The following is a 2,578-nucleotide window of genomic DNA, read 5'->3' as shown; positions in this document are numbered from 1 at the left end:
CGCTTTTACCTAAAGTGGCAGATGATTTTGCACTTCCACCAGAAATTGTACCGGACTTTTCAAAAATATCTCCTTCTAAGGTTACCATCCTAAATGAACCTATACCAAGAGCCCTTGCAGAATCAAAGTTTTCAACAATAACAGTATCAGAAAAAACATACTTTATTGCTTTTTCTATCTTTGGGTCATATTCAACAAAATCAACGGCAAGCCCTATTACTCCTTTTTGATAAGGAGGTTTTGATGGATTATTGGCTCTTATTCTATTTAAAGGAATAAACGTTAACCTTCCAGCTTTTTCTCTTCTAAGGACGTTTATACACTCCTGTGCAACTTTATCATCTTCAACTACGATGTTGTTAAGTCTTGCCCCTCCTGCAGACTCTACTGCAGTTATAAGCTCTTCATCTTTTACAGATATTAAATCTGCAACTTTACCGTAAACTCCGGGGATATCTTTTATCAGCAGGTAGTTTTTATCTTCTCTAACGTGCTGAAGTTTTACTAAAATCTCAGTTAATTTTTTGAAATTCTCTTCTCTCTTTTCTCTAATATTTTTTAGTTTTTTAGTCAGTGCGTCTTTTCTTATTTTTAATCTATTTATCTCGCTTTGAATGGATTTGATTTTTTTATCCTGATTTTGGGTGTATGAGCTTATGTTTTCCTTTGATTTTCTTAGAGTTTCAACTTCCCCTGTTAAGTTTTCTATTTCCTTTTTATAGCTTTCAATTTTTTCTGCAATATTTTCTATCTGATTTTGAAGTTTAAGTTCTTCTTTTTCTAAAGATATTTTTTTATCTTTTAATGCCTTTTCTTCTTTTTCTACCTGCCCTAAATCAAGTCTTGCTTTTGAACCTCCAATTTCTATTTCCTGAAGTTTCTTGTTTTTCTTTTCAAGCTCCTTTTCTGCTTCTTCAAGCTGTTTTTCTATGTCAGGAAGTATTTGTTTTAATTTTTTAATTTCTTCTTCTGTTTTCAAAACCTCTTTTATTTTTTCTTCTTTTTCTTTTGAGATTTCTCTTAAAGTTGTTTTTAAGTTTTCAAGTTCTTCTTCTATCTCTTTTATTTTTTCATTGGACGTTCTTATCTGGGCAGTTATTGCACCTTCTTTTTCTTTTATTGGAAGAAGTGACTGTTGTATTTCATTTAGTTTATTTTCCATTTCTTTTATCTGAGCAATAAGTTCTTTTTGTTTTTGGATTGAAAGTTCTTTTTGATTATATAGCTCCTGTATTTTTTGCTCTACTTCTTCAAGGTCTTTTACTGTTTTTTCTTCCTCATTTTGTAAAAAGTAAAGTTTTACACCTTTAATTTTTTCTTCTAAAAAGGCTATTTTTTCTTCTATTTCTTTAGCTTTTAAAGCGTTTTCTCTTTCTTCTTCAAGTCTTTTTAAGTTTGTTTTAACTTCCTTTAAAACAAGTTTGGCAGCTGTTAGCTTTTCCTCAGTTTCTTCAAGGTCTTTTAACGCTTTTTCTTTTCTTTCTTCATAGTCTGTAATACCTGCTATTTCACTTATTAAATCTCTTCTTTCTGAAGGGGTCATTTTTATAAACTTAAAAATATCTCCTTGCGTAACTATGTTGTATCCCTGTTTTGGTATTCCTGCTGCCGTTAAAAGTTCTTCCACTTCGTACTGTTTTGCCGGTCTTCCGTTTATTTTGTATGTTGATTTGCCGCTATGCTCTACTTTTCTATATATTGAAACTTCTTCGTTATTTAAAGGAAATGCACCTTCATTTCTGAAAATAACCTCAACTTCTGCAAACTCTGCTGATTTTCCTTTGGATGAAAATATAAGGTCTGAAAGCTTTAAAGCCCTCATTGATTTTGCAGTTGCAAGCCCTAAAGCAAATACAATAGAATCTCCAATATTACTTTTTCCAGAACCGTTTGGCCCAACTATACCGACAAACCCATCTCCGATAGGAATAGACAGTTTTCTAAGACCGTAAGATTTAAAGCCATAAACATTTATTCTATCAATATAAGCCTTTGACATTTTACTTACCTGCAGGGTTTATTTTTTCATTTCGGATATAAACCATTAAAAGTTTAGTATAGGTAAAACTGGGAAGGGACTTTATTTCTTTCATAAGTTTTAAATGTTTTATAAAATTTATTCCTTCTTATTTCTATTTCAGCTTTGATTATACCAGCAAGAACGATTAATAATAAAAAAATTAAAACAGCAACTATTATAAAAGGTATGATAGAGATAATAAAACTAAAAACCAACCAAAATATAACAATAAAAGTCCCTACGCTAAACAAAATTAAAGGAGCAAACAAAAAAAACAATCCTAAAGCCAAAACTCCTTTTACAGCACGCATACATTTAATATAATTTAGATGATGAAAACTTCAAATTTAATCAAATTCACCTTTATTCACCTTGTCCCTTAAAACTCTTTTTAAAACCTTACCTGTTGCATTTTTAGGAAGTTCATCTAAAAAGTAAAAATGCTTTGGTATTTTATAATTTGCAAGTTTATCTTTTAAAAATTTTCTGAGCTCAGTTTCTGTGGCTTTTTCATCTTCTTTTAACTGAATAAAAGCAACTGGAATCTCTCCATGAACT

General features: G+C 30.5%; 2 protein-coding genes and 1 pseudogene. 1 reads left to right on the top strand and 2 read right to left on the bottom strand.

Annotated elements, in window-relative coordinates:
• A partial coding sequence (locus HG1285_RS04845) for an AAA family ATPase (RefSeq protein ID WP_008288540.1) occupies positions 1 to 1,999 on the bottom strand: 1,999 nt, incomplete at its 3' end.
• 207 nt (positions 2,000 to 2,206) lie between these two features.
• Here HG1285_RS04845 and HG1285_RS19520 point away from each other — a divergent pair.
• Positions 2,207 to 2,344, top strand: coding sequence for a hypothetical protein (locus tag HG1285_RS19520; RefSeq protein WP_157560658.1), 138 nt, complete (start codon positions 2,207 to 2,209; stop codon positions 2,342 to 2,344).
• Between the two features lie 23 nt (positions 2,345 to 2,367).
• On the opposite strand, the pseudogene HG1285_RS04850 reads toward HG1285_RS19520, so the two are convergent.
• Positions 2,368 to 2,578 (bottom strand): annotated as a pseudogene (locus tag HG1285_RS04850) (long-chain fatty acid--CoA ligase); the annotation flags it as partial.

It is taken from the genome of Hydrogenivirga sp. 128-5-R1-1, assembly GCF_000171895.1.
The sequence above is the reverse complement of the archived record's forward strand: the minus strand, read 5'-3'. Positions and strand labels throughout refer to the sequence as shown.

Coding starts and splice junctions, on each gene's coding strand:
- HG1285_RS19520 (WP_157560658.1), top strand. CDS start 2,207: ATGATAGAGATAATAAAACTAAAAACCAACCAAAATATAACAATAAAA.